The following is a 24,064-nucleotide window of genomic DNA, read 5'->3' on the forward strand; positions in this document are numbered from 1 at the left end:
GGTCCAGCGCTGTACCTGTGGGAGCGGCCTTGTGTCGCGATGGGCTGCGAAGCAGCCCCAATCTGGCTTGCGTTACACGCAGGCCTTGTCCTCGACACCGTTGAAGAGCGGGTAGTCACGCAACTGCGCCGGCGACAGCGGCCGGCTGAAGTGGTAGCCCTGGGCGATATCGCAGCCGGCAAGCTTCAGGCACACCACTTGTTCGCGGGTTTCCACGCCTTCGGCCACCACTTCCAGGCCCAGGCGTTTGGCAAGGATGATAGTGGACGACACGATCGGGCTGTCGTCGTGGCTGTTGGACAGCGGCGCAATCAGCGAGCGGTCGATCTTCAGTTTGCTCAGCGGCAGCGAGTGCAGGTGGGCGAAGCCGGCATAGCCGCGGCCGAAGTCGTCCAGGCTGATGCCCAGGCCAGCGTCGCGCAGGGTGTGCAGGTGCGCCACCGCCGTGCCTTCGGGGTCGAGGATGGTGGTTTCGGTGATTTCCAGCTCCAGCTGCTGCGGGGCGATGGCGTACTGCTGCAGTTTGCTCAATAGCCGTGCAGCGAAGTCCGCCTGGCGTAGCTGCAGGGCGGATACATTGACCGCCAGCCGAGTCTCCCGGCCCTGGGCGTGCCAACCCGACAAGGCCTCGCAGGCCAGGCGCAGCACCTCCCAGCCCAGTTCGACAATGAAGCCGCTGCGCTCGGCAAGGTCAATGAACCGGTCCGGGTACAGCAGGCCGAACTCGGGGTGGTCCCAGCGCACCAGCGCTTCGTAGCCCAGCACCTGCTGGGTGTCGAGGCGGATCTGTGGCTGGTAGTGCAGCACGAACTGGCGCTCGGCCAGGGCGCTGCCGAAGGCCTGTTCGAGGGTGAAGGCGTGGATGTCGGCCAGGTTCAGCGACGGGTCGAAGAAACGGTACTGGGCGCGCCCGGCCTGCTTGGCCGAGTACATCGCGGCATCGGCACTGCGGATCAGGCTGTCGATGTCCTGGCCATCGCGCGGGCAGATGCTCACGCCCACGCTGGGGCTGGTGTTGACCTCCTGGCCGTCCAGCGCGTAGGTGGCCGACAGCTTCTGCACCAGTACGCGCACCCAGGCATTGATCTGTTCCTCGCTGCGCTCGCCGGCCAACAGCACCACGAACTCGTCGCCACCAAAGCGCGAAGCCTCGTCGCCTGGCTCCAGCAGACGCTGGATACGCCCGGCCACGGCCTGCAGCAGCAGGTCGCCGATCTTGTGCCCGAGCGAGTCGTTGATCGACTTGAAACGGTCCATGTCGATGAACAGGATCGCCATCAGCCGGCGCTTGCCGCGTTGCCGGGTCAGCGCCTGGCTGGCCACCTCGACGAACTGGCGGCGGTTGTGCAGGCCGCTGAGGTGGTCGGTGGCCGCGGCATGGCTGCTGCGCCGGTGTTCGTCCTCAAGGCGGCCGATCAACTGCTGGTTGACCTGCTGCGCCTGTTCCAGCGCGCTGAAGGCCTCCTGGCGCTTGCGCAACAGGCGCAAGGTCCACAGCAGGCTGGCGAGGATCATCAGGGTCATGCTCAGGTTCAGCCAGAACTGCCGGGAATAGGCCAGCGTCGAAGGCGCAAGGATTTCGTCCTGGCGCTGGCTGACCACCACGCTGAAACCCCGCTCGGGCACGCGCCGGTACAGGCTCTGGTACGGGTCGCCGGCCGCGTACTGGGTCAGCATGCCTGCTTCACTGCCGCTGTCCGGCAGCCCGGGCAGCAGGGCGTCGCCGGCCACCACCACGCCGCTGCTATCGATGCGCAACCGCTCCAGGCCGTCATCCTGCAACAGGCGCACCAGCCCGCTGCTGCCCAGGTCGATGTGCTGTAGCAGCACCGCCAGGTAGCCGATGTCCAGCTGCACCACCAGGATATTGTCGATTTCGCGACCGGGCAGGTTGGTCAGAGGCAGCAGGAAGGGCAGCCGCCAGTCGGGCAGGGTGGCCGGTTGGCCGGGGGGCTGCACGCTGGGCAGGAACGGTTTGAAACCGTAGCGGGCAACGTGCCGTTGCAGCTGGCGCAGCCAGTCTTCGGGCAGTTCGGCGGCTTCTTCGGCATGGCTGGCCGACAACAGCCGGCCTTGCCGGTCGTACAGGCTCATGCGCTTGAAGACCGGGTCTTCGGCAAGCATCCGCGCCAGGCTGGCGCTGCCCTGGCGCAGCACCTTCATGTCGTCCTGGGTGACCCGGCCCACGGCCTGGGCACGATCCACCAGCTGGCGCAGGCTTTCGCCGACGATACTGGCCAGGTTCAAGTGCTCGGCGGCCTTGGCCGACAGCGCGTCCTGGCGGGCGGCGGCCTTCTGCGAAACGTGCAGCCCCCAGAGAAAGGCGAGGGTGGCTGCACAAAGCATCAGGATCAGCAGCCGCAGAAGGCTGGCGGATGAAAGCGAACGGCGAATCACTGCTGATAGTTCCCGACCCTGGGTGATGGTCGAAAAATACGACAGTAAGATGACAGCCTAATGACTGATGGCTAAGTGCCTTTAAGGATTACCCTTATCGGCCAGGGGCGTCTGCAGGCGCGCGGTTTCTTCCTCCATGTAACTCATCAGCGCGCTGACTTCGGTATCGCCCAGGCGCATGTTGGGCATGGCCACGCGGTTGTACTGTTCGTACAGCAGCATAGCCAAGGGGTCTTTCTGGGCCAGCATCAGGTCGGGCTCCTTCAGCCAGCGGGTCAGCCAGTTGGCATCACGCTGGCGGGTCACTCCCAGCAGGTCGGGGCCGATGCCGGGCTGCCCTGGCTCGGCGTTGCCCAGGGTGTGGCAGGACGAGCAACGGGTACGGAACAGCTGCTCGCCACTGCTGGGGGCGCGCACCTCGGGAGCCTGGGCGTAGTCGTTGGCCATGGCGCTGGCCTGTTTCCAGTTGTGCAGGCTGTTGCCCAGGCGGTCGGCGAGGATGTACGGGCTTTCGAAGGGCGAGGCTTTCATCCAGCGGCCGGTGGCCTGGTTGCCGATGATCAGGCTGAGGTTGTGGTCTTTTGAGCGGCCGTTTTCCAGGCCATCGATGTACAGGCCCAGGCTGCGGCGCAATTGTTCGATATCGGCTGGCTCGCCGGTGAGCAGCGTCCAGCCGGGGCCGATACCGAACTTTTCGGCGTAGCGCTTGAGGGTGGCGGGGGTGTCGTTGTAGGGGTCGATGCTGATGGAGTAGAGGAAGATGTCCTTGCCGACCCGGTCACCGAGGATTTTCTGTACCTGGCGCAGACGGGCGGTTTCCACCGGGCAGGAATCGGAACAGCCGGTGAAGATGAAGTTGATGGCAACCACCTTGTCCTTGATCAGGTCGTCGAAGAAATGCACCTTTTCACCGTCCTGGGTGAGCAGCGGGATGTTGGGGAAATAGTCGGCACCCCACGGAGTTGCAGCTTCCTCGGCCACGGGTTGCTGCGGTTGCAGCGGCCAGAACGGGATGCTGGCGGCGAACAGCGAGAGCACTAGCAGGAAACGCCATGAGCCGGACATGATGCGGTCCTCGTCGATAACGGTATTGGGGGCTGCCCTGCAGCCCTATCGCCGGCAAGCCAGCTCCCACAGGTACTGCACAAGGCTTGGAGCCGATGCAGTCGAGGTGGGAGTTGGCTTGCCGGCGATGGGCCGCATGGCGGCCCCCGCTTTACCCTCACTTGTATCTGACTGGCGCGGTCACGCTCTGCCCCAGCGCCGACTTCACGGTCACCGTCGCCGGCGTGGCCGGGCCGTAGCCGGAGGTGGTTGCCACCAACCGCCAGCTGGCACCGCTGCCCGTGGCGGTCATCGTGGCGGTGCCCAAATTCACCGGGCCGCCGGTAGTGGCCGCGGTCACAGTGATGCTGTTGCCTGTGGCCACCGAGGTAGTGCCAGCAATTTCCCAGGTGAAACGGTTGCTGCTGAGCACCTGTACCGTGGCACTGGTGACCTGGATCTGGTCGACCACCGCTGCCGAGCCTACCGCGATGCTGACCGTGGCCGGTGCTACCGATTCGGCGCCCTTGGCGTCACGCGCCGAGTAGTTGAAGCTGGCGGTGAACGGCGTGGTGACAGTGGCCGGCGGGGTGTAGGTCACCTTGGTGCCATCGGTGCTGGTATTGCCTTGGCCGGAGTCCGGCTGGCTGAGGCCGACGACGGTCAGCGGCAGGTTGCCTTCCGGGTCGGTATCGTTGGCCAGCACGTTCAGGGTGATCGGCTTGCCGGCCGTGGTAGCCGCGCTGTCGTTGGCCGCGACTGGCGGTTTGTTGGCCGCGTCGTCGTCGTCATGGTCTTTGGTGCGGAAGGTCGGCAGGCCAACCGAAGCGACGTACTCCACGCCATCCCAGCCTGGCAGCGGGGTCGGCATCACCTGGAACTGGCCTGGGTGCTCCAGGTCCCAGCGCAGCAGCATCGACGAGTCTTCATGCTGGGTGTTGTGGCAGTGTTCCATGTAGGTACCGGCAAACTCGCGGAAGCGGATCGCCACTTCCACTTCTTCCGAAGAATCGATGTCCGGCCCGATGCGATACACGTCCTTGCGCGCCCATTTTTCCCATTCTGGCGGTGCCTTGCCGTCGCGGCTGAGCACCACACCTTCCTCGAAGTGCACATGCACCGGGTGGCTCCAGCCATTGCCGCCGTTGATGATCTTCCACACTTCCAGGGTGCCGTCGCCGCTGAAGCCGGCATCGGTGGACTGCTGGGCCAGCTGTGGCGCCGCGCTGATGCGCCGTGGGTCCATGCTGTAGCCAAAGCCGCCATCGGTCTTGATGGTCCAGGGCTGGGTGTCGGTGCCGTCGGAGCGACCGAAGATGAACTCGCGGTGGCGGGCAGCCTTGAGTTTGGCCTGGTCGGTGGCAGAGTTGCGGTCGATCGGCAGCGGCAGCATCTTCATGCCTGCGGCCTTGCCCGGTTTGGCCGGTTCATAGGCTGCCGGGTTCATGCTCAGGTCCTGGCCGCTGTAGGGCTGTACCACAAGCTGCAGGAACTTGCCGATCCCCGGGTCGCCGTTTTCCCAGCGTGGGCCTTTGCTGGTCTGCTTGATCACTGGCTTGTACTTTTCCGACAGCACGTCGGCCAGCGAGATGGCGCCTTCCGGGCCCTTGCCGCTCTGGTGTTCCTCAAGGTTGACGAAGTACAGCTTGTCGCCGACCTTGATGCCGTTCTTGGCGAAGTTGATGATGATGTCGTAGCGCTCGGCGATGCCTTGCAGCGGCAGGATACCGTTGTTGTCCTGCAGGTTGCCGTCACCGTTGAGGTCCATCGTCCCGTCGAACGGCACGGTGTGTTCCATGATGTTGCCGTCGTTGGCGATCATGTGGAACGGCACCCGCGCATACGACAGGTTGGAGCCGGTCGGGCCTTTGAACTCGCCACTGGTACCGGCAATTTCACGCACCACGGCGAACTTGAAGTAGCGCGACACCGAGCCATTGAGGATACGGAAGCGGTAGCTGCGCGCGCGTACCTTGAGCGTGGGCCGGTACTGCCAGTTGACCAGTATCTGGTCGCCGAGGAAGCCGTCGGTGTTGAACGGGTTGAACCACAGCTGGCCGTTGGCATCCCAGGCCTTGTCGGCGATCACCAGGTTGACGTCGTAGTCGCGGTTGCCCCACGGCATGCCCGAACCGCTGGGGAAACGCAGGTTGACGCCATCCTGCAGGGCCTCGTTGCCGCGGTCCAGGGCACTGTAGTAGTTCATCATCACGGCGTTGCCTTTGTAGACGTTCTGCGCCGTGAAATCCAGCATGTGGTCGTGGAACCAGTGGGTGCTCATGGTTTCGCGCCAGTCACCACGGATCTTGATGCTGCCGTTCTGGCAGGTTTTCAGGCCTGGCGAGGCGTCATTGACGAACAGGGTTTCACCCGGCGAGCAGGGGAACGCCGCGCGCGGGTCCTGGGCGCGGGTGTTGATAGTGTCGTAACCAGCCAGTTGCAACGGCCAGCGGTAATCGTAGTACTGCCCAGGGAAGAAGTAGGCGTTGGCGAAGCCGTCGCTCTCGGCTGGTGAGTGGCCGTTGTGCTCGTGAGTGGAAAGGGTGTGCAGGCCAAAGCCGTTGTTGGCCGCAGGGTCGATCGGCAGGGCGTTGTAATGGCGCATCAGGATCGGCTGGCCATAGCGCACCATCAGCAACTTGGGTGGGAAGGTGCCGTCGAAGGTCCATACCGATTTGTGGTTTTGCAGGGGCATCTTCGGATGGAAGCGGGTGTCGATGCCCTTGGTGGTGCCCAGCGTGTTCGGGATGTCAGAGGTCTGGTAGTACAGGCCGCCCGGGGCGAACTCGCCAACTGCATAGTTGTGCAGTTGCTTGCGGTCACGCAGGCCGAGGTTGATGCGCGCGCCGGCCTGGGCGGTCTTGAAGCCCGCCTGCGGGTAGAACTCGTTCCAGCGCTGGTGCGACCAGCCTTTTCCTGGTGGCCGGCCTTCCGCCGGGGAGCCGACCGGCTGGCGGTTGAGGAACATCTCGATCTGCGCCTTCCACGGGTTGCGGTCGAGCACGTTGGAATACTGGGTCGGGAAGGGGTACAGGCCCGGCTGTTTGAGGAAGGCTTCCAGGGCCGTGCCGCTAGGGCCGCTGCGCGCCACCACGTTGGGGTCCTGCGCCGGTGCTGCGCCCAGGGTGGGCACCGGGAAGGTCAGGGGCGGCTGCGGCAACGTGGGGTCGAGTTTCTCCGTGCCGAACTCCTCGAACAGCAGTAGCTGCTGGGTAAACGGCAATGCCCCGAACAGCGGGCTGGGCTTGCCATTGGTGGGGTATTTGTTGTCGGTTTGCAGGGCCGGTGGCAACACGTTGTTGGCGCGTACCGTGTCGCGGTCGCCATACACGCCATTGGTCAGCTCCAGCGAACCTTGGTTGGCCGGCGGCATGTTGAACAGGTCCAGCAAGGCCTGGGTCGGGTCGGCTGGCTGGTCGGTGTAGGCCGACGGGTCGGTCGGCGGTGGCATGCTGTTGTCGTCGAGGGGAGCGGCGGTAGCCGTGACCAGCCCGAGGCCGAGCATCAGCGTGGTGAGGGTGGACAGCTGGAATGCATGCCTGGCAGGGTGGATCACGGCAGGTGTTTTCATTGCCTTATGCCTCGCTCGCGGCCTTATGGCTTTCAGCCATCAGTGGCGTTTTGCCCGTTTCTGGGGCTGGAGCAACGGCTGTGCCAACCCAAATGCGAGGAATGTGTTTCTAAACAAATCCTTGTGGCGCCTGATGTGCGCTAAATGCCATTGCGTCAAAAATGGGTGAGGGGCCCCACTAGTGGGTCACCCATTGCCCACAGATTGGGTGGTGACAGCAGCGGCGCCCTGGGGTATACCTGAGCGCCACCAAGGGGAGCCCGGCATCGGGCTGAGAAACCGCTGGATGCTGCAGCGCGGTGACCCTTCGAACCTGATCCGGATCATGCCGGCGAAGGGATGGGACTTGAAACCTGCCTTTTTGCCGGCCTCACTGCGAGGCCCGTCCATGCCAACCATCGCGGTCTCGCTGTCACCCCCATCAAGGACAGCAACATGACCGAACGCTTCAGCCAGTCCCTGCGCCGCCGCAGCGAGCCGACCTGGTCGGCGGCCGTTGGCCACCGCTTCGTCACCCAATTGTGCGACGGCAGCCTGCCGGACCCGATCATGGTCGACTACCTGGTGCAGGACCACCGCTTCCTCGACAGCTTCCTGACCCTGCTGGGCGCGGCCATCGCCACCGCCGACACCTTCGAGGCGCGCCTGCGCTTCGGGCGCTTTGCCGGGATGATCTCCAGTGACGAGAACACCTACTTCCTGCGCGCCTTCGAGGCCCTGGGGGTAAGCCCCGCGCAACGCAGCGAACCGGCCGACACTGTGCCAACCGCAGGCTTCAAGGCGATCATGCGCGAAGCGGCGGCCACCCGGTCCTATGCGGCCGCGCTGGCGGTGCTCAACGTCGCCGAAGGCCTGTACCTGGACTGGGCGCTGAAGGCGCCAAAGCCGATGCCGGACAACTTCGTCCACGCCGAATGGATCACCCTGCACGACAACCCGGCATTCCAGGACTTCGTTGCCTTCCTGCAAGCCGAACTCGACCGCGTCGGCCCGCAGGAAGCCGCGCTGGCGGCTGACTTCTACCAGCGCACCGTGGCGCTGGAGCTGGCCTTCTTCGATGCCGTCTACCCGGAGGACAAATGAGCATGGATATCTTCGACCGCCTCAAGGCTGCCGCCACGCCGCAGTGGAACAGCTATGTCGACCACGAATTCGTGCGCCAGATGGGCGAGGGTACGCTGAGCGAAGCCGCCTTCCGCACCTATCTGGTACAGGATTACCTGTTCCTTATCCAGTTCGCCCGCGCCTGGGCGCTGGCCGCCTACAAGAGCCGACGCCCGGCCGACATCCGCGCCGCGCAGGCCGGGTTGGCGGCGATTCTGGATGAAACCGAGCTGCACTTGCGCCTGTGCGCACGCTGGGGCCTGACCCAGGCTGATATCGAGGCCGCGCCAGAACACCAGGCCACGGTTGCCTATACCCGCTATGTGCTGGACTGCGGTGCCGCGGGTGACCTGCTGGAGTTGCATGTGGCCTTGGCGCCTTGCGTGATCGGCTACGCCGAGATTGGCCGGGCGTTGTCCGAGCGCATTGGCGATCTGAGCAATCACCCGTACCGCGAGTGGATCGCCGAGTATGCCGGTGAAGGCTACCAGGGTGTCGCCACCGCGGCGCGCAAGCATCTGGACGAGCTGGCAGCGCGGAGCATGACCGAGCAACGGTTTGCTGAACTGGTGGGGATTTTCGGCCAGGCGTCCAGCCTGGAGGCGGACTTCTGGCAGATGGGGTTGGACGGAGCCTGATTTGCTGCCTGCGCCGGCCCTATCGCCGGCAAGCCAGCTCCCACAGGTACTGCGCAGACTTCAGGGCTGTGGTTTACCTGTGGGAGCTGGCTTGCCGGCGATAGGGCCAGTAGCAAATACCACAACGCTTGGGCCACTATGCTGGTAGGGCCACCCGCAAAGCCCAGGGAGAAGCATCATGAACATCATCAACGCACGCCTGCGCGGCAAGCCCGGCCTGTTCCGCATCGAGCTCAGCGGCGAACGCATCGCCGCCATCGTGCCCCAGGCCGAAGGGGTGGCGACGCGCGCTGCCGATGACCTGGATGCCGTGCAAAACCTGGTGGTAGCGCCCTTCATCGAACCGCACATCCACCTGGACGCCACGCTGACCGCCGGCGAGCCGCGCTGGAACATGAGCGGCACCCTGTTCGAAGGCATCGAGTGCTGGGCCGAGCGCAAGGCGATCACCACCCACGACGACATCAAGAACCGCGCGAAAAAGACCATCGGCATGCTGGTGGAGCATGGCATCCAGCATGTGCGTACCCATGTCGATGTCACCGACCCCACCTTGACTGCGCTCAAGGCCATGGTCGAAGTGCGTGACGAAGTGCGCCACCTGCTCGACCTGCAGATCGTCGCCTTCCCCCAGGAGGGTATCGAGTCTTATGCCAATGGCCGGGCGCTGATGGCCGAAGCGGTTGCCATCGGTGCCGATGTGGTTGGCGGCATCCCGCATTTCGAGAACACCCGCGACCAGGGCGTATCGTCGGTCAAGTTCCTGATGGACCTGGCCGAGCGTGCCGGCTGCCTGGTGGACGTGCATTGCGACGAGACCGACGACCCGCAGTCGCGCTTCCTTGAAGTGCTGGCCGAAGAGGCGCGGGTGCGCGGCATGGGGGCCCGGGTGACAGCCAGCCATACCGTGGCCATGGGCTCGTACGACAATGCCTACTGCTACAAGCTGTTCCGCCTGCTCAAGCAGTCGGGTATCAATTTCGTGTCCTGCCCGACCGAGAGCATTCACCTGCAAGGGCGTTTCGACAACTACCCGAAACGCCGCGGCGTCACCCGCGTGGCCGAGCTTGACCGGACCGGGATGAACGTGTGCTTTGGCCAGGATTCCATCGTCGACCCTTGGTACCCGCTGGGCAATGGCAACATCCTGCGTATTCTCGAGGCCGGCCTGCACATCTGCCACATGCTTGGCTACGAAGACCTGCAGCGCTGCCTGGACCTGATCACCGACAACAGCGCCCGCACCCTGAACCTGGGCGAGCGCTACGGTATCGAAGTGGGGCGGCCGGCCAACCTGTTGCTGCTGTCGGCGCCGGACGATTACGAAATGGTGCGCAGCCAGGGGCATGCGCTGGTGTCGGTACGCAACGGCAAGGTGCTGATGCGTAGAACGCCTGCCAGGGTCGAACACTACACCTGACGCTCCCTGCGTCAGCTTTTGCAGCGCCCCGCCGGCTTGAAGCCGAGCGGGGCGTTTTGCTGTCTGGCGTACTGTTTTATTCCCTTGCGCGGCGTTCATGAACCACTTACATGCGATAAGCCGTGATTATTCCACCATAGGAAATGTTTGCATGGGCAATGGCATGTCTCCATAATTGGTACGTAATTACATGGTACATAACACGTTACAAAATCGTAGGAGCAAGCATGGCCCGGGGCGGTATCAACAAGGTTGTAGTGCAGCAGGCGCGTCAGGCGCTGATTGCCCGGGGCGAGAACCCCAGCATCGATGCCATACGTATCGAACTGGGCAACACCGGCTCCAAGACCACGATTCACCGCTACTTGAAAGAGTTGAATGGCCAGCAGCCTGTGGCCTCCGAGGGCGGCATTGCGCTGAGCGACGTGCTGAGCCGAATGGTCGGGCAGCTGGCAACCCAGTTGCAGGACGAGGCCGACCTGAAGATCGAGCAGGCCGAAAGCGCCTTCACTCGACAGCGCGAACAACTGGAGGCGCAGCTGGCGATTGCCCAGCAGGCACTGGCTGCGGCGCATCAGCAGCATCAGATTGACGCGGCCGCGCTGGCGGCCGAATCGGAGAAACTGCTCTCCACCCAAAGCACCCTGCAGGCCGAACAGCTGCGCAGTGCCAGCCTCAACCAGTCGCTGGGCGAGCTGCAGGTGCGCCTGGCCGACAAGGACGAGCAGGTAAAGTCACTGGAAGACAAGCACCGTCATGCCCGCGACGCGCTGGAGCATTACCGCAACGCCAGCCGCGAACAGCGTGAACAGGAACAGCGCCGCCACGAAGCGCAACTGCAACAGTTGCAGGTGGAAGTACGCCAACTGCAGCAGGGCATGATCGTCAAGCAGGACGAACTGACCCGCCTGCACCGCGACAACGAGCGCTTGCTGGGTGAGCATCGCCAGGCTGCCAGCGCCTGCAGGGCGCAGGATGAATTGCTGGAGCAGCGTGATGCACAGATCCAGGGCTTGCGCACGATCCTGGCCCAGGCGCAGGGTGCCAGCGAGGAAATGCGTCGGCAGCTGGATGTGCAGGCCCAGAATCTGGAGGCCAGGCGCGACTTGTGCACGGTACAGGCTCGCCAGCTGCAGCAGCTCGAGGAGCAGCTGAAGCAACGTGATGAAGCGTTGGTTCAATGCCGTGCCCAGCTAGCGGTGGATACAGATTAATCAAACTTTTCCTGGCCGGTGATTTCTTCCCTAGACACTCACCGGAGATAGCCTCATGCCTGAACCACAACAGCCAGAAAAACATCCCCAAGGGCCCCATTCGTCCGAGCAGGCGAACAAACGCCAGGACTTGGGTTTCGACCCCGATTCGCCAGATGTGGACGATCCGCAAGTCGACCCTCAAGGGCCTGCCAAGCCACCGCGGGACGTCGAAAAATCCCCGTGAAGGTGGCATTTGTCGCAAAGGGGCCGCTCAGCGGCCCCCGCGATCAACACGGTACTGCTTGGGGCGGGCTGTCTCGAGCCCTTGGCCAGGAAAACTACGCTCGCTTGACTCAGGACTCTGCCCGCCTGGCTGCCTCCACGCCCGCAGCCGAGAGTTTGATGGGATAGTTCACGCTGATCTGGTGGTCGCTGCTCACCGCCACGCTGCCATCCTGGATCAAACCGGCCTCCTGCAGCGTCTTGAGCATACCGGCCACGGCTTTCTCGCCCCGGTAGTTGTCCAGCACTTGCTTGCCCAGCCCCTGGGGGTGAGCGTGCAGCAGGCGAGTCAGCACTTCGGCTTTCAATGCATCGTTACTCATGGCGGCCCTCACTTGGCGTGTTTGGCCTGAAGCGCCTTGGCATGCTCCAGATGCTGTTCTAGCTTGGGCAGGGTTTCGCTGGCAAAGGCCTTCAATTCAGCCTTGTCAGAAGATGCCGCTTCCTTCTTGAACAGCTCCACTGCCTTTTCGTGAGCGTCGACCTGGTTGTTGACGTAAGACTTGTCAAACGACTCCTCCCGCCATTCCAGGATCATTTTCTTGACCTTGTCGGTTATTGCCGCCTCATCGGGTACGGATATATCGAGCTTGCGAGCGATGTCGCCGAGTTTCTGATTGGCCTGGGTGTGGTCGGTGACCATCTGCTGGGCGAAGGTCTTGATTTCGGCATTCTGAGTTTTTTCCAGAGCCAGCTTGCCAGTGACCACTTCGGCAATACCGGCCTCGGTGGCCGCTTCGACGAAGTCATCGGAACTCGCTGCCATCGCGTGTACCGATGCCAGGCCCAACACCATCGAAAAACCGACGCGCTTGATGAAGAGACTGCTCATGCTTCACTCCTTAAACCGTGGCGCGACCTCAGTGTCGCGTACGGTTGAGGGTGAATGGGCGGGAAAGGTTTAATCTTTTTCCTGGCCGGCTGCGCCCAGGTGGTGCTGAACTATAGTGAAAGGCGGCAAACGCGGTATGGCTAGGGATTTCAATGTGTGCAGCCAGGAAACAGGATGAAGACGGGTTCTTCGCGATAACAGGCGAGGGCCGCGCCGTGGCGCTGTTCCGCCTGGTACTGGCGTTCATGCTGGTGGTGATGCTGGCCTTCGTCGTGGTGGAAGGCTGGCGTATCTGGCGCGACTATCGGCACGCCTTCACCAACGCCGAAAACATGGTCACCAACCTGGCCCGGGCCACGGCGCAGCATGCCGAAGACGCCATCCGCCAGGTCGACGCAATTACCGCGGCGCTGGCCGAGCGCCTGGAAGGCGACGGCTTCGAGCACATCGACCGGCCGCGTCTGCATACCTTGCTGGTGCAGCAGAAAAGCATCATGCCGCAGTTGCACGGGTTGTTCGTGTATGGCCCGGATGGCAGCTGGATCGTGACCGACCAGGCGGTAGTCCCGCCCAATGCCAACAATGCCGACCGCGACTACTTCATCTACCACCGCGACCATACCGACCGTGGGGTACACATCGGTTCGGTGGTGCGCAGCCGTTCCACTGGCGACCTGATCATCCCCATTTCACGGCGCCTGCAATATGCCGATGGCAGCTTCGCCGGGGTGTTGTTGGGCACCATCAAGGTGGAGTGGTTTGTGCGCTACTACGGCGATTTCAAGATCGACGAACGTGGCGCGCTGGTGCTGGCCAAGCGCGACGGCACCATCCTGGTACGGCGGCCGTTCGTCGAGCAGGTGGTGGGCCGCAGCCTGAGCAGCAGCGAGATCTTCCGCAAGCACCTGCCGTATGCAAGCGAAGGGGTGGCCGAGGCGGTCGCCGTGGTGGACGGCACGCCACGGCTGTATGGCTTTCGCGCGCTGGGCAGCTACCCGTTGGTAGTGGAGGCGGGCTTGTCGCGGGAGTCGATCGTTGCGCCCTGGCGACACGATGCGATCAAGTCGGTGGCGGTCTTGCTGCTGTTGCTGGTGGGGTTGGCGGCCTTTGGTGGCGTGGTGTTGCGCCAGTTGCGCGAGCGAATCGTGATCGAGCGGGCGCTGCACCAGGCACACCAGACCCTGAAGGCCCTGGCACTGACCGACAGCCTGACCGGCCTGGGTAACCGTCGGCGGCTGGATGCAGTGTTCGAGCCGGAGCTGCGCCGGGCGCGACGCCAGGGCTATCCGCTGGCGCTGGTGATGCTCGACCTGGATTACTTCAAGGCCTACAACGACCGTTACGGGCACCCCGCGGGTGACCAGTGCCTGCGGCGCTTTGCCGAGGTGCTGCAGCAGGCGCTGAAGCGGCCGGCCGACCTGGCTGTGCGCTATGGCGGCGAGGAGTTCACATTGCTGCTGCCTGATACCGATGTTCGCGGGGCGGAACTGCTGATGCAGGAAGTGCAACAGCTGTTGCGTCGGCAGCCGCTGGAGCATGCGGGCAGCCCACTGGGGCGGGTGTCGTTCAGTGCGGGGATTGCCGTGGGTGACCTGGCGCGGGAGGGAGTGACGGCCGAGCGCCTGATGGCGGCAGCGGATGCGGCGCTGTACCAGGCCAAGCGCCAGGGGCGGGATGGGTATTGTGTGGCAGAAAGTTCGGTGGTGAGTGTAGAAGAATGAAGGCCCCGGGTTGCCTGTACCGGCCCCATCGCCGGCAAGCCAGCTCCCACGGGTACAGCGTTGATCTCTAGGTTTTCGCTGTACCTGTGGGAGCGGCCTTGTGTCGCGAAAGGGCCGCAACGCGGCCCCAGGATTGATGCGCGATAGTTGAAATTGCTGGGGCTGCCTTGCAGCCCTTTCGCGACACAAGGCCGCTCCCACAGGGGATCGCGCCAACTTTTAGAATTTGAGCAAGACAGTTGCTCCCACAGGGACCGCGCAGTGCCAAAGAGATGCACATTACCTGTGGGAGCTGGCTTGCCGGCGATGGGCTGCAAGGCAGCCCCCGGGGGTCTAGTTATCTACGCCAAGGCGCATCGCACAACGGCCCTCAAGCCCATGGGCACGCTCGTCGGCCAGAATCTGCTGCAAGCGTGCATCCAGCAGCCCCTCATCAATCACCTCGAACCCCACCCGCGCATAGAACGGCGCATTCCACGGCACATCGGCAAAGGTGGTCAAGGTCAGCTCCCGCACCCCCGCCTGGCGCGCCGCATCGACCACCTGCTGCAGCAGCTTGCGCCCGACACCTTGCCCCTGGGACTCCCGGCGCACCGAAATTTCATGAAGATGCAGCGCCTGATCCTCGAGCCGGGCACAGGCAAACCCCAGAATGCGCCCATCCGCCCCCTCGGCCACCCAGCTACCGCCAGCTTCGACAAATGCCTGATGGGTGCCGCAGTCCATCACATCTCCTTGCGCCAGCCATGCCAGCGTCGGCCGGGCGGCAAAGGCCTGGGCCGCCGAGCGCTCGACGTCCGGGAGCCATTGAATATCGCGTTCAAGGGTAGGGCGGATGCGCATCAATCAGTCCTTTTCAAGTTGTACGTCCTGGTCTGCCGCCAGCACCTGCGGCTGCAATTGCAGCGCACCGAGCTTACACCTTTCGTCAACCGGTCACGCCTGCATGGAAAAAAACGCCGGCAATCGGTACCCTTGCGCCTTCCCTCGCCATCCCCCGGACCGTTCCATGCTGTTCAATCTCGCCGTGCTGTTCGGCACCCTGGTGGCCATGGAGGGCGTTGGCACGCTGGCTCACAAGTACATCATGCATGGCTGGGGCTGGTGGCTTCACCGCTCGCACCATGAGCCGCAACTGGGCATGCTCGAAACCAATGACCTGTACCTGGTGGCCCTGGGGCTGATCGCCACGCTGCTGGTGGCCCTGGGCAAGGGTGGTTATGCGCCCTTGCAGTGGGTGGGTGGCGGGGTGGCGGGGTATGGCGTGCTGTATGTCGTGGCCCACGACGGGTTCTTTCATCGGCACTGGCCACGCAAGCCACGGCCGGTCAACCGCTACCTCAAGCGTTTGCATCGCGCGCACCGGTTGCATCACGCGGTGAAGGGGCGCACGGGGAGTGTGTCGTTCGGGTTCTTCTATGCACCGCCGTTGAAGGTGCTGAAACAGCAGTTGCGGCGTAAGCGCAGCCAGTTGTAAAAGCCTGTACCGGCCCTATCGCCGGCAAGCCGGCTCCCACAAGGACAGCGCCAGCCTTCAGCCCTGCACCGTACCTGTGGGAGCTGGCTTGCCGGCGATAGGGCCACAGGCGGCACCTTCAATTGACGGTTTCACCCTTGGGCTGCGCCGCCACATGCCCGCGGCTCACCCACCAGCCAAACGCCGCCGCGGTGAAGAACATGATCAGGCTGTACAGCGCCGCCGGCACCGCCATGGTGGCGTTGTTCAGCAGCGAAGGGCTCAATGCCAGGGCAATCGCCAAGGTGCCATTGTGGATGCCGATCTCCATGCCGATGGCAATCGCCTGGCGCTTGGGAATGTTCAACAGGCGCGGCACCCAGTAGCCCACGCTCAGGCTCAGCAGGTTGAACAGCAGCGCGGCCAGGCCCACCACCGGCGCGTACGCAACCACGGTCTGCCAGTCCTTGGCCAGCGCCAGGACGATGGTGAACGCCAGGAACAACGCGGCCACCAGCTTCATCGGCTTCTCCATGCGCGCGGCAAAAGCGGGTGCGAAGCGGCGAACCAGCATGCCCAGCGCCACCGGTAGCAGGACGATGGCGAACACCTGCATCACCTTGGCAAATTGCAGCGGTATGGCCTGGTCCGATGCCATGAACCAGCTCAGCGACAGGTTCACCAGCAGTGGCATGGTCAGGATCGCGATCAGCGAGTTGACCGCCGTCAGGGTGATATTCAACGCCACATCGCCATGGGCCAGGTGGCTGAAAAGGTTCGCCGTGGTGCCTCCAGGCGAGGCGGCCAGCAGCATCAACCCCACCGCCAGGGCCGACTCCAGGCCAAAGCCGTTGGCAATCACGAAGCACACCAGCGGCAGCAGCAGGATCTGGCAAATCAGGCCTACCACCACCGGCTTGGGGTATTTCACCACGCGGGCGAAGTCGGCCAGGGTCAGCGATAACCCGAGGCCGAGCATGATGATGCCCAGGGCCAGCGGCAGAAAGGCGGTGAGCAAAGGTGAGGCTGTCATGGGCGGTCTCTCGGGCGAAGGATCCCGAGCAGTGTAGGTCGGCCCTGATTGATAGCTAATTGCAAAGCGCCAGCCCTTGGTAACCGTTTGTTACCAAGCGCAGCGGCCAGCGAGGCTGTATGCCGCGTTGCAGTAGGCCTGCAGGCGCAGTAGCATTCCGGTTTTTACCAAGGATTAGCCTGTCATGCCGTTCCAGCAAGGTCTGCTTGCCACCCCGGTGCCGGCCCACGCCCGTCACCTGTTCTTCACCCTGCAGTCGCCAGAGGCCCTGCCTGCCGCCCTGGATGCCTTGCTGTCGCAGGTCGATGGCGAACAGCTGATCCTGGGTGTCGGCGCCCCGCTGGCCAAGGCCCTGGGCCGTGAAGTACCTGGCTTGCGCGCCTTCCCGCAGCTGGATGCTGCAGTGGAGAACCCCAGCACCCAACACGCCCTGTGGCTGTGGCTGCGCGGCAACGAGCGCGGCGACTTGCTGCTGCGGGCCCAGGCCCTGGAGCTGGCATTGGCACCGGCCCTGCGCCTGGCCGACAGCGTCGACGGCTTCCTGCACCGTGGCGGCCATGACCTGACCGGCTATGAGGACGGCACCGAAAACCCGGTGGACGAAGAGGCCGTGCAAGCGGCCATTGGCGCCGATGGCTCCAGCTTTGCCGCGTTCCAGTTGTGGAAGCACGACCTGGAGTACTTCAAGTCGCTGCCCCAGGCCGACCAGGACAACATCATCGGCCGCCGCCTCAGCGACAACGAAGAGCTCGACGACGCCCCCGAGTCCGCCCACGTCAAGCGCACGGCCCAGGAAAGCTTCGAACCAGAAGCGTTCATCGTCCGTCGTTCGGTGGCCTGGGCAGACCAACGTGGCGCTGGCCTGGCCTTCGTGGCCCTGGGCCACAGCTTCGATGCGTTCGAGGTGCAGCTGCGGCGCATGAGCGGCCTGGAGGACGGCATCATCGACGGCCTGTACCGCTTCAGCCGGCCACTGACCGGTGGTTACTACTGGTGCCCGCCCATGAGCGAGACGGGTGTCGACCTGAGCCTGCTGCTGCAAGCCTGATCGCTAAACATCCAGATACAGAAACACCGGACGCAGCGGGGTACAGCGGCTAGCCTTGAAAGTTTCCGCTTCGTGACGGGAGCTTTTCCATGTACGCACGTCGTGATGTCCTACGTGCGGGTGCTACCTTGGGCTTGCTGGCCGCCAGCCCCTGGTTGCACGCCGCTGCCCCGGCGGGCTTGCTGACCCGCAACGTGCCGAGCACCGGTGAAGCGCTGCCGGTGATCGGTGCCGGTACCTCCGGCAGTTTCGAAGTGCAAGCCGGTTCGGCCCAGTACCAGCAGCTGAAAGTTGTACTGAAGGCGTTCTTCGAAGGCGGTGGCCGGGTCATCGACACCTCGCCCAACTACGGCGGCGCCGACAGCATTCTCGGCCAGCTGCTGGAAGAGGGCGGCTGGCACCGGCAGTGTTTCATCGCCACCAAGATCGCCGCCGACAGCCGGCCAGACGCCGAAGCGCAATGGGCCGCCAGCCTCGAGAGCCTGCGCACCGACAAGGTCGACTTGCTGCAGATCCACAACCTGCGCGACTGGCAGACCCAGCTGCCCTATGCCCGCGAGTTGAAGCAGCAGGGCAAGACCCGCTATGTCGGCATCACCCATTACCTGAACAGTGGCCAGGACGAGGTCGCCCGCATCGTGCGCAGCGAACCGCTGGACTTCATCCAGATCAACTACTCGGTCAATGCCCCCGACGCCGCCCGCGAACTGCTGCCGCTGTGCCAGGACAAGGGCGTCGCCGTGCTGATCAACCGGGCATTCGACGATGGCCGCCTGTTCGTCCGGGTGAAGGACCAGGCCTTGCCCGGCTGGGCCGCAGAGGCAGGTATCGGCAGCTGGGCGCAGCTGTTTCTGAAGTTCGCCATCAGTCACCCGGCGGTGACCACGGTCATCCCCGCGACCAGCCGACCCGAGCGCCAACTTGACCAGCTCAAGGCCGGGCACGGGCCGTTGCTGACCCAGGCGCAGCAACAGGCGCTGATCAAGCAGTTTGCCTGACACCATGGCAGCCTGGCGGCGGCGCCTGGACCAGGGGCTGAACATCCAGCCCGGCGAAGGGCCGGCGGTGATCGCCGGTTTGCTGCTGTTCTACCTGTTGTTCACTGGCTATTTCATGCTGCGCCCGGTGCGCGAAACCATGGGCGTTGCCGGTGGCGTGGACAACCTGCAATGGCTGTTCACCGGCACCTTCATCGCCACCCTGGCGTGCCTGCCGTTGTTTGGCTGGCTGGCCTCCAAGGTGCAGCGCCGGTACATCCTGCCCTGGACCTACGGCTTCTTCGCCAGCAACCTGCTGCTGTTCGCCGTGCTGTTTGCCCGCAATCCGGAAGCTTCGTGGACGGCTCGGGCCTTCTACATCTGGTTGTCGGTGTTCAACCTGCTGAGCATCTCGCTGGCCTGGAGCGTGCTCGCCGACCTGTTTTCCTCCGCGCAAGGCAAGCGCCTGTTCGGCCTGCTGGCGGCCGGGGCCAGCCTGGGTGGGCTCAGTGGCCCCATCCTGGGCACGCTGCTGGTGGCACCGCTGGGCCATGCCGGGTTGCTGGTGCTGGCCGCGGCGTTGCTGCTGGGCAGCATCGGCGCCACCTTGTACCTGCAACGCTGGCGAACGCGGCATCCACTGCCGGCGCAAGCCGAGCGGGCAGGTTCCCGGCCACTGGGCGGCAACCCGTTTGCCGGTGCCACTGCCGTACTGCGCTCGCCCTACCTGCTGGGCATTGCCCTGTTCGTGGTATTGCTCGCCAGTGTCAGCACCTTCCTGTATTTCGAACAGGCGCGCATCGTCAGCGAAACCTTCACCGACCGCACCCGGCAAACCCAGGTGTTCGGCCTGATCGACACTGTGGTACAGGCCTTGGCCATCCTCACCCAAGTGTTCCTCACCGGGCGCCTGGCCCGCCGCCTGGGGGTGGGCGTGCTGCTGGTGGCGGTGCCGCTGGTGATGGCTGCGGGCTTCCTGTGGCTGGCACTGGCCCCGGTGTTCGCCGTGTTCGTGGTGGTGATGGTGGTGCGCCGGGCCGGTGAGTACGCGCTGGTGCGGCCGGGGCGGGAGATGCTGTTCACCGTGCTGCCCGCCGAGGACAAGTACAAGGCCAAGAACTTCATCGACACCGTGGTCTACCGCGGCGGTGATGCGCTCAGCGGCTGGGTCAAGCGGGGGCTGGATGTGATGGGCGAGTACCCGCAACTGGCGATGTTGATCGGTACGCTGATTGCCCTGGGCTGGGCGATGACCGGAGGTTTGCTGGGAAGGCGACAGGCACGCCTGGAAACCACATCGCGCGACTGACAGGCGCGCCAAATATGCTGATGCCGCTTATTTAATGCCGTTGGTCCGAACGCTTCGCATTAAACCGAATCCGCCGAAATGACCGAACTCCCAACTGGTGTACGGCAGGTAATGCCGTGCATTCCGAAGTCATACGAGGTTTAAGACCATGGCCAACAAAGAGAACAGCCGCACCGGCAACCAGCAAGGCAGCCAAGGTGGCAACAAGAACCCGGGCAACTTTGCCAATGACCGCGAAAAAGCCTCCGAAGCTGGGCGCAAGGGCGGCCAACAATCCGGTGGTGGCCGTACCAGCGAATCGGGCCGCAAGGGCGGCCGTTCGTAAGTGAGGCTACGCAGTGCCCGGGTGATCGGGCACTGCGATTCTGCACATGAGGAGAATCCCATGCGATTGATCCCTCTCATAGCGCTGGTGGGCACGCTTGGCTTGCTGGGTGGCTGTTTCGACCGGGACAACGACCACCCGGCAAAGGATGCCGACCAAAGCAAACCTTCGCTGCAGATGCAGCAACCCGACGACAAACCTGCTCCCCAACCTGCGCCGGACCCCGAGCCGATGCCTGGCCAGAAACCCAGCCAATAAAACGCGGACAAGGACTACGGCATGACGGTAATGACCCGCAAGACCGGCGCGGTGATACCGGCTTCGGCAAATGGGCCAAGCCTGAAGGAGCGTTACCACAAGTTGCTCGTGGCCCACGACACCACGAGCGCGGCGTGGCTGAGCGAACAATTGGCACGCGCGCAGCGTTTGCCGGATGACCTACCTGCCGACCCTGCTCAGCTGGAAGCCTGGAGCGCTAGCCATGCAAAACAGGTGGCCGAGGCCTATGCCAGTTACCTCGAGCAACGCCGCCAAGGCGCGCCGCGGCGCTATTTTGCCAACCGCGCCCAGGCGTTGTGGTTCCTGCAACAAGTGGCGCCCACCAAGGCAGTGGACGGGGCATGGCTGCACAGTACCTTGCGACAGTGGGGCGATCCGCGCTATCACGGCCTGATTCGCACCTACCTGGAAGAACTGGGCGGCGGTGATCCGCGCTGCAACCATGTGCTGATCTACCAACGGCTGTTGAGCCGGCTGGGTTGCCTGGGTATGCCAGAACTGGACGACCAGCGTTACCTGCAGGGCGCCTTGCAGTTAGCATTGGGGCGCCACGGCGATGATTTTCTTCCCGAGCTGATCGGCTACAACCTGGGCTATGAACAACCACCGTTGCATCTGCTGATCACCACCTACGAACTGGCGGAACTGGGCATCGATGGCCATTATTTCCAGCTTCACGTGACCATCGACAACGCGGCAAGCGGGCATGCGCATCTGTCCATCCAGGCGCTACGCCAACTCTGCCCGGCCGACGACGCTGGCCAGTTCTACCAGCGGGTGCGCAGTGGGTACCGCTTGAACGACCTGGGGCTTGATACACCCAGCCTGATCAGCAGCTTCGATCTTGAATCCGAATTGCTGTCGGCACTGGAGTACAAGCGCAATTTTGGCCAGTTCATGCATTCCGACCATTGCCGCCTGCAAAAGCGTACCGTCAACCAATGGCTGGCCGAACCCGGCGCCATGCCCGCGTTTCTGCAGGCCCTGCAGGCGCAGGGCTGGATCCGCCGTGGTGAAGCACCCGCCAACAGCCGCTGGTGGGGGCTCATCGACGGCCCCTCGGCACCGATGTATGGCGTGTTCACAGCGTATGAAAAACAACTATGGCACGACTGGATCGCGGCAGGTTGGCAAGCCCGGGGGCGCCGCGTGCTGCCTGGCAGCTGGGAGGTGCAAGTGCAATCGGATGATGCGCTTTCGACTCCTGCCGCGGACGCCGATATCGAGACGTTGATCGACACGATGTCCGGTAACCGCCATGCAACACCGGAAGGCTTGCTGGCCACTCGGCGCTATATGCGTGCTACCGGCCTTGTTCAGGAGATGAACCGCTGATGCTGCTCGATCCGCAACAGACCCAGGCTGACCAGGCAATGCTGCAATTGGGCAGGCGCCTGCGCGCCGACGGCTACCGCTTCACCTGCGTCACCCCGGCAACCCATGCTCGCGTGAATGCGCGCCCGGAAGCCGGGCAGGCCAGGACAGTGCGCGATGTGTTCGGCTGGAACCGTCCGTTCCGTTCGTCACTGGTTTCTGCCGATGAGCTGGACCAGATGCGGCAGGCCCAGGTACTCGAGGAGCACGGTGATTTGCTGATCAGCAGGGTGCGCTGGTCTACGCTCGACGACCTGCTGCTGGTGCACTCTGCGTACCCCACCCAACAATCCGACGCGGTGTTTTTCGGCCCCGACAGTTACCGTTTCGCCCAGGTCATCCATGATCACCTGCAACGCACGCCAAAGCGTGTCGAGCATGCCGTGGATATCGGTTGCGGCACGGGTGTGGGCGCCTTGCTTATTGCCCGGGCGGCTCCCCATGCCCAGGTCAGCGCCGTGGATATCAACCCGCTCGCGCTGCGTTACACCGCGATCAACGCGGCATTGGCGGGCCTGAGCAATGTGTCCGTGGAGCCAAGTGACCTGCTCGGCGGCATTACCGGGCTGTTCGACCTTATCGTTGCCAACCCGCCGTACATGCTCGATGCCAGCGAACGTACCTATCGGCATGGCGGCGGTTCGCTCGGCGCGCAGCTTTCGCTGCGGATCGTCGAACAAGCCTGCGAGCGGCTCGGCTCGGGGGGCTCGCTACTGTTGTATACCGGCGTGGCGATCGTCGAGGGCCGGGACGCCTTGCTCGAAGCCATTCGCCTGCGCCTGGCGGGCCCGGCATGGTCCTGGGTGTATCGGGAAATCGACCCGGACGTGTTCGGCGAGCAACTGAACGAACCCGGTTACGAGCAGGTCGAGCGCATCGCTGCGGTGGTGCTCACAGTTACCCGCAACAGCTGAGGCAGCATGGCCCGACCCTGCACGTTCGGCATCGAGGAAGAATACCTGCTGGTGAACCTGGACACAGGACAGGTGCCAGCTACACCTTCGCCGGCCGTGCTGGAGCGTTGCAAGGAGACCTTGGGCCAGCACTTTGCCCAGGAAATGTTCCGCAGCCAGATCGAGGTGGCTTCGCCGGTGTTCGCCAACCTGTTCGAGGCACGCGAGTTCTTCCAGCACAGCCGCCAGCAGCTGAACACAGCGCTGGCCGAAGAGGGCATGGGCCTGTACGGTGCGGCGAGCCACCCCAATGCAGCCTGGCTGCGGCAGAAACCTGCTACCCCGGCGCACTACCAGCAACTGTTCGCTGACTACCGGCATGTGGCGCGGCGCAGCCTGCTCAACGGCCTGCATGTACACGTGGGCGTACCGCCAGGTTGCGACCGCATGCAATTGATCAACCGCGTACTGGGCTGGTTGCCCCTGTTGCTGGTGCTGAGTGCGTCATCCCCGCTGTGGGCAGGCCAGTGCACCGGCTACATGAGCTATCGGCGGGTGATTTGCGGGGAGTGGCCGCACATGGGCTTGCCCGAGCCTTTGCCGGATTGGGCCGCCTACGAGCGCTACCGTGCATTGCTGCAACGCACAGGGTCGCTGGCCGCGGATGGCGACTTCTGGTGGGCGATCCGGCCTTCGCGGCGCTTCCCCACGGTCGAGCTGCGCATCTGCGATGGCTGCCCGCGGCTGGAGGACGCGCTGTGCATCGCTGCGCTGTTTCGTCACCTGGTGGAGCACAGCATCGTGTACCGGCATGACCCGGCGGCCTGCAACCGCGAACAGCGCTGGATCACCCAGGAAAACTACTGGCGCGCCATGCGTCATGGGCGCCAGGGCGAGTTCATTGGCCTGCATGAGCAACAGCCGGTCACGGCCGAAGGTTGGTTGGCTCAATTGCAGGAGCAGTTGCCGATCGACACCGCAGACGCCGAGCGCGCCTGCCACCATGCACAACGCCTGCTGCGCAACGGCACCCATGCCGACCAGCAACTGCAATGCCTGGCTCAGGCCAGCGCTGCCGGCCTGGGCAGGGCGCAGGCGTTACGGGCCGTGGTGGCCGCCGGGGCTTGCAATTAGCCGGGGTTTGCCGAAAATGGCCGCGCCTTTC

The 24,064-nt window shown here is 64.0% G+C and carries 21 protein-coding genes, 1 pseudogene and 1 riboswitch; of the genes and pseudogenes, 15 read left to right on the plus strand and 7 right to left on the minus strand.

Annotation, left to right across the window (positions count from 1 at the left end):
• Nucleotides 1-72: 72 nt before the first annotated feature.
• The 3 genes from CAG34_RS09890 to CAG34_RS09900 form a co-directional block, all read right to left on the minus strand.
• Complete coding sequence (locus tag CAG34_RS09890; RefSeq protein WP_085589617.1) at nt 73-2,397, minus strand: bifunctional diguanylate cyclase/phosphodiesterase; 2,325 nt, start codon at nt 2,395-2,397, stop codon at nt 73-75.
• Between the two features lie 81 nt (nt 2,398-2,478).
• Nucleotides 2,479-3,462 carry an SCO family protein gene (locus CAG34_RS09895; protein WP_085589619.1) on the minus strand — a complete coding sequence of 328 codons (984 nt, stop codon included), beginning with the start codon at nt 3,460-3,462 and terminating at the stop codon, nt 2,479-2,481.
• 157 nt (nt 3,463-3,619) lie between these two features.
• Nucleotides 3,620-7,012 carry an Ig-like domain-containing protein gene (locus CAG34_RS09900; protein WP_085589621.1) on the minus strand — a complete coding sequence of 1,131 codons (3,393 nt, stop codon included), beginning with the start codon at nt 7,010-7,012 and terminating at the stop codon, nt 3,620-3,622.
• A gap of 242 nt (nt 7,013-7,254) precedes the next feature.
• A riboswitch (TPP riboswitch) is annotated at nt 7,255-7,369 on the plus strand.
• A 78-nt stretch (nt 7,370-7,447) separates the two neighbouring features.
• Between CAG34_RS09900 and CAG34_RS09905 the strand changes: the two genes are divergently transcribed.
• From CAG34_RS09905 to CAG34_RS29170, 5 genes are all read left to right on the plus strand, one after another.
• Entirely contained in the window at nt 7,448-8,095 is a 648-nt protein-coding gene (locus tag CAG34_RS09905) for a TenA family protein (protein WP_085589623.1), read from the plus strand.
• On the plus strand, nt 8,092-8,754 hold the full coding sequence (tenA, locus tag CAG34_RS09910; protein WP_084785179.1) for a thiaminase II: 663 nt from the start codon (nt 8,092-8,094) through the stop codon (nt 8,752-8,754). Before CAG34_RS09905 ends, tenA begins: the two co-directional genes overlap by 4 nt.
• 178 nt (nt 8,755-8,932) lie before the next feature.
• Complete coding sequence (gene codA, locus CAG34_RS09915) at nt 8,933-10,174, plus strand: cytosine deaminase (protein WP_085589625.1); 1,242 nt, start codon at nt 8,933-8,935, stop codon at nt 10,172-10,174.
• 227 nt (nt 10,175-10,401) lie between these two features.
• Nucleotides 10,402-11,388, plus strand: coding sequence for a DNA-binding protein (locus CAG34_RS09920; protein WP_025339065.1), 987 nt, complete (start codon nt 10,402-10,404; stop codon nt 11,386-11,388).
• Nucleotides 11,389-11,443: 55 nt separating this feature from the next.
• On the plus strand, nt 11,444-11,614 hold the full coding sequence (locus tag CAG34_RS29170; protein ID WP_256573542.1) for a DUF6021 family protein: 171 nt from the start codon (nt 11,444-11,446) through the stop codon (nt 11,612-11,614).
• Between the two features lie 109 nt (nt 11,615-11,723).
• Here CAG34_RS29170 and CAG34_RS09925 read toward each other — a convergent pair whose 3' ends face one another.
• Both CAG34_RS09925 and CAG34_RS09930 read right to left on the minus strand, forming a co-directional pair.
• The gene (locus CAG34_RS09925) at nt 11,724-11,975 is read right to left on the minus strand and encodes a hypothetical protein (RefSeq protein ID WP_085589627.1); all 252 of its coding nucleotides are present in this window, start codon (nt 11,973-11,975) and stop codon (nt 11,724-11,726) included.
• An 8-nt stretch (nt 11,976-11,983) separates the two neighbouring features.
• On the minus strand, nt 11,984-12,484 hold the full coding sequence (locus tag CAG34_RS09930; RefSeq protein WP_075045201.1) for a DUF4142 domain-containing protein: 501 nt from the start codon (nt 12,482-12,484) through the stop codon (nt 11,984-11,986).
• Nucleotides 12,485-12,636: 152 nt separating this feature from the next.
• On the opposite strand from CAG34_RS09930, the gene CAG34_RS09935 reads away from it, so the two are divergent.
• Nucleotides 12,637-14,205 carry a sensor domain-containing diguanylate cyclase gene (locus tag CAG34_RS09935; RefSeq protein WP_085589629.1) on the plus strand — a complete coding sequence of 523 codons (1,569 nt, stop codon included), beginning with the start codon at nt 12,637-12,639 and terminating at the stop codon, nt 14,203-14,205.
• Nucleotides 14,206-14,538: 333 nt separating this feature from the next.
• Here CAG34_RS09935 and CAG34_RS09945 read toward each other — a convergent pair whose 3' ends face one another.
• On the minus strand, nt 14,539-15,048 hold the full coding sequence (locus tag CAG34_RS09945) for a GNAT family N-acetyltransferase (RefSeq protein WP_085589633.1): 510 nt from the start codon (nt 15,046-15,048) through the stop codon (nt 14,539-14,541).
• Nucleotides 15,049-15,214: 166 nt separating this feature from the next.
• Here CAG34_RS09945 and CAG34_RS09950 point away from each other — a divergent pair, with 166 nt between their 5' ends.
• Entirely contained in the window at nt 15,215-15,682 is a 468-nt protein-coding gene (locus tag CAG34_RS09950) for a sterol desaturase family protein (protein WP_085589635.1), read from the plus strand.
• A gap of 118 nt (nt 15,683-15,800) precedes the next feature.
• On the opposite strand, the gene CAG34_RS09955 is transcribed toward CAG34_RS09950, so the two are convergent.
• The gene (locus CAG34_RS09955) at nt 15,801-16,694 is read right to left on the minus strand and encodes a bile acid:sodium symporter family protein (protein WP_085589637.1); all 894 of its coding nucleotides are present in this window, start codon (nt 16,692-16,694) and stop codon (nt 15,801-15,803) included.
• A 184-nt stretch (nt 16,695-16,878) separates the two neighbouring features.
• Between CAG34_RS09955 and CAG34_RS09960 the strand changes: the two genes are divergently transcribed.
• The 8 genes and pseudogenes from CAG34_RS09960 (at nt 16,879) to CAG34_RS09995 (ending at nt 24,033) form a co-directional block, all read left to right on the plus strand.
• Entirely contained in the window at nt 16,879-17,742 is an 864-nt protein-coding gene (locus CAG34_RS09960) for a Dyp-type peroxidase (protein ID WP_085589639.1), read from the plus strand.
• A gap of 89 nt (nt 17,743-17,831) precedes the next feature.
• Nucleotides 17,832-18,740: an aldo/keto reductase gene (locus tag CAG34_RS09965; RefSeq protein WP_085589641.1), complete on the plus strand. Its 909-nt coding sequence runs from the start codon at nt 17,832-17,834 to the stop codon at nt 18,738-18,740.
• A 4-nt stretch (nt 18,741-18,744) separates the two neighbouring features.
• Nucleotides 18,745-20,028 (plus strand): NTP/NDP exchange transporter, encoded by a 1,284-nt coding sequence (locus CAG34_RS09970; RefSeq protein WP_085589643.1) that lies wholly within the window; start codon nt 18,745-18,747, stop codon nt 20,026-20,028.
• Between the two features lie 205 nt (nt 20,029-20,233).
• Nucleotides 20,234-20,353, plus strand: a pseudogene (locus tag CAG34_RS09975) (general stress protein); the annotation flags it as partial.
• A 60-nt stretch (nt 20,354-20,413) separates the two neighbouring features.
• A complete protein-coding gene (locus CAG34_RS09980) occupies nt 20,414-20,611 on the plus strand; it encodes a hypothetical protein (RefSeq protein ID WP_085589645.1) in 198 nt (65 codons plus the stop codon).
• Between the two features lie 21 nt (nt 20,612-20,632).
• Nucleotides 20,633-21,967 carry an iron-containing redox enzyme family protein gene (locus CAG34_RS09985; RefSeq protein WP_085589648.1) on the plus strand — a complete coding sequence of 445 codons (1,335 nt, stop codon included), beginning with the start codon at nt 20,633-20,635 and terminating at the stop codon, nt 21,965-21,967.
• Nucleotides 21,967-22,920 carry a class I SAM-dependent methyltransferase gene (locus tag CAG34_RS09990; RefSeq protein ID WP_025339078.1) on the plus strand — a complete coding sequence of 318 codons (954 nt, stop codon included), beginning with the start codon at nt 21,967-21,969 and terminating at the stop codon, nt 22,918-22,920. The genes CAG34_RS09985 and CAG34_RS09990 overlap by 1 nt, the downstream gene beginning before the upstream one ends.
• 6 nt (nt 22,921-22,926) lie before the next feature.
• Entirely contained in the window at nt 22,927-24,033 is a 1,107-nt protein-coding gene (locus tag CAG34_RS09995) for a carboxylate-amine ligase (protein ID WP_085589650.1), read from the plus strand.
• Nucleotides 24,034-24,064: the final 31 nt, after the last annotated feature.

Source organism: Pseudomonas sp. B14(2017) (assembly GCF_002113255.1).
Taxonomy (GTDB): domain Bacteria; phylum Pseudomonadota; class Gammaproteobacteria; order Pseudomonadales; family Pseudomonadaceae; genus Aquipseudomonas; species Aquipseudomonas putida_Z.

Coding starts and splice junctions, on each gene's coding strand:
- tenA (WP_084785179.1), top strand. CDS start 8,092: ATGAGCATGGATATCTTCGACCGCCTCAAGGCTGCCGCCACGCCGCAG.
- CAG34_RS09955 (WP_085589637.1), bottom strand. CDS start 16,694: ATGACAGCCTCACCTTTGCTCACCGCCTTTCTGCCGCTGGCCCTGGGC.
- CAG34_RS29170 (WP_256573542.1), top strand. CDS start 11,444: ATGCCTGAACCACAACAGCCAGAAAAACATCCCCAAGGGCCCCATTCG.
- CAG34_RS09990 (WP_025339078.1), top strand. CDS start 21,967: ATGCTGCTCGATCCGCAACAGACCCAGGCTGACCAGGCAATGCTGCAA.
- CAG34_RS09900 (WP_085589621.1), bottom strand. CDS start 7,012: ATGAAAACACCTGCCGTGATCCACCCTGCCAGGCATGCATTCCAGCTG.
- CAG34_RS09935 (WP_085589629.1), top strand. CDS start 12,637: ATGTGTGCAGCCAGGAAACAGGATGAAGACGGGTTCTTCGCGATAACA.
- CAG34_RS09960 (WP_085589639.1), top strand. CDS start 16,879: ATGCCGTTCCAGCAAGGTCTGCTTGCCACCCCGGTGCCGGCCCACGCC.
- CAG34_RS09970 (WP_085589643.1), top strand. CDS start 18,745: ATGGCAGCCTGGCGGCGGCGCCTGGACCAGGGGCTGAACATCCAGCCC.
- codA (WP_085589625.1), top strand. CDS start 8,933: ATGAACATCATCAACGCACGCCTGCGCGGCAAGCCCGGCCTGTTCCGC.
- CAG34_RS09980 (WP_085589645.1), top strand. CDS start 20,414: ATGCGATTGATCCCTCTCATAGCGCTGGTGGGCACGCTTGGCTTGCTG.
- CAG34_RS09985 (WP_085589648.1), top strand. CDS start 20,633: ATGACGGTAATGACCCGCAAGACCGGCGCGGTGATACCGGCTTCGGCA.
- CAG34_RS09905 (WP_085589623.1), top strand. CDS start 7,448: ATGACCGAACGCTTCAGCCAGTCCCTGCGCCGCCGCAGCGAGCCGACC.
- CAG34_RS09920 (WP_025339065.1), top strand. CDS start 10,402: ATGGCCCGGGGCGGTATCAACAAGGTTGTAGTGCAGCAGGCGCGTCAG.
- CAG34_RS09925 (WP_085589627.1), bottom strand. CDS start 11,975: ATGAGTAACGATGCATTGAAAGCCGAAGTGCTGACTCGCCTGCTGCAC.
- CAG34_RS09965 (WP_085589641.1), top strand. CDS start 17,832: ATGTACGCACGTCGTGATGTCCTACGTGCGGGTGCTACCTTGGGCTTG.
- CAG34_RS09995 (WP_085589650.1), top strand. CDS start 22,927: ATGGCCCGACCCTGCACGTTCGGCATCGAGGAAGAATACCTGCTGGTG.
- CAG34_RS09895 (WP_085589619.1), bottom strand. CDS start 3,462: ATGTCCGGCTCATGGCGTTTCCTGCTAGTGCTCTCGCTGTTCGCCGCC.
- CAG34_RS09945 (WP_085589633.1), bottom strand. CDS start 15,048: ATGCGCATCCGCCCTACCCTTGAACGCGATATTCAATGGCTCCCGGAC.
- CAG34_RS09950 (WP_085589635.1), top strand. CDS start 15,215: ATGCTGTTCAATCTCGCCGTGCTGTTCGGCACCCTGGTGGCCATGGAG.
- CAG34_RS09930 (WP_075045201.1), bottom strand. CDS start 12,484: ATGAGCAGTCTCTTCATCAAGCGCGTCGGTTTTTCGATGGTGTTGGGC.